Below are 1142 nucleotides of genomic sequence, written 5' to 3'. Positions count from 1 at the left end.
GGTCGCGCCCTCCAGCTCGGCCTCCGGCCGGAGCTGCACGCGGTGCCGCAGCGCCGGCCTGGCCAGCGCCTTCACGTCGTCGGGGGTGACGTAGGGCCGCCCGGACAGCCACGCCCACGCCCGCGAGGCGGCCAGCAGCGCCGTCGCGCCACGCGGCGAGACGCCGAGCTGGAGCGACGGCGAGTTGCGGGTGGCCCGCGAGACGTCGACGATGTAGCCGAGCACCTCCGGCGCGACGTGCACCTGCGCCACCGATTCGCGCCCCGCGGCCAGGTCGTCGGCGGTGGCGACGGTCTTGACCTCCGACAGGTCGCGCGGGTCGAACCCGCGCGCGTGCCGTTCGAGCACGGAGATCTCCTGCTCGCGGGGCGGCAGCGGCACCGTCAGCTTGAGCAGGAAGCGGTCGAGTTGCGCCTCGGGGAGCTGGTAGGTGCCCTCGTACTCGACGGGGTTCTGCGTCGCGCAGACCACGAACGGGTCGGGCAGCGCGCGGGCGTCGCCCTCGACGCTGACCTGCCGCTCCTCCATCGCCTCCAGCAGCGCGGCCTGCGTCTTCGGCGGGGTGCGGTTGATCTCGTCGGCGAGGAGCAGGTTGGTGAACACCGGCCCCTCGCGGAACTCGAACAAGGCCGTCTTCGCATCGTAGATCAGCGACCCGGTCACGTCGCCCGGCATCAGGTCGGGCGTGAACTGCACCCGCTTGAAGTCGAGCGCGAGCGCCCTGGACAGCGTACGCACCATCAGTGTCTTGGCCACGCCGGGCACGCCTTCGAGCAGCACGTGCCCCCGGCAGAGCAGCGCGATGACCAGCCCGGTCACCACCGCGTCCTGGCCCACCACGGCCTTGGACACCTCGGCGCGCAGCGCGCCCAGCGCCTCCCTGGCCGCATCGCCGCGAGCCGTCACGCGGGTGGTCTCCTCAGTGTTCACTGACCGTCCTTTCGATGGAGTCCAAGTATCCGGCCAGGGCGACGAGCCCGGCGTCGTCGGCGGGCGCGGGGCCGTACAGTGCCGCGCCGACCTGCTGCGCCTCCAGCCCGGTCCGTACGGCGACGGCCGCCACGACCTCCTGTGGCGCGGCGCCCGAGCCCAGCCCCAGCCGGGGTACGAGCCGGTCGACGGCCCCCGCCCGGAGCGCCTCG

General features: G+C 73.8%; 1 protein-coding gene and 1 pseudogene. Both read right to left on the bottom strand.

Annotated features, from left to right (window positions below; genetic code table 11):
* Window positions 1–930, bottom strand: a 930-nt coding sequence (locus DQW85_RS22595; protein ID WP_240197358.1) for an AAA family ATPase, incomplete at its 3' end; no start/stop codon positions are given.
* Window positions 920–1142: pseudogene (locus DQW85_RS22590) on the bottom strand (DUF4350 domain-containing protein); the annotation flags it as partial. The pseudogene DQW85_RS22590 and the gene DQW85_RS22595, both read right to left, overlap by 11 nt.

It is taken from the genome of Nonomuraea lactucae (assembly GCF_003313395.1).
Taxonomy (GTDB): domain Bacteria; phylum Actinomycetota; class Actinomycetes; order Streptosporangiales; family Streptosporangiaceae; genus Nonomuraea; species Nonomuraea lactucae.
This window is presented reverse-complemented; position numbering and strand designations above follow the sequence as displayed.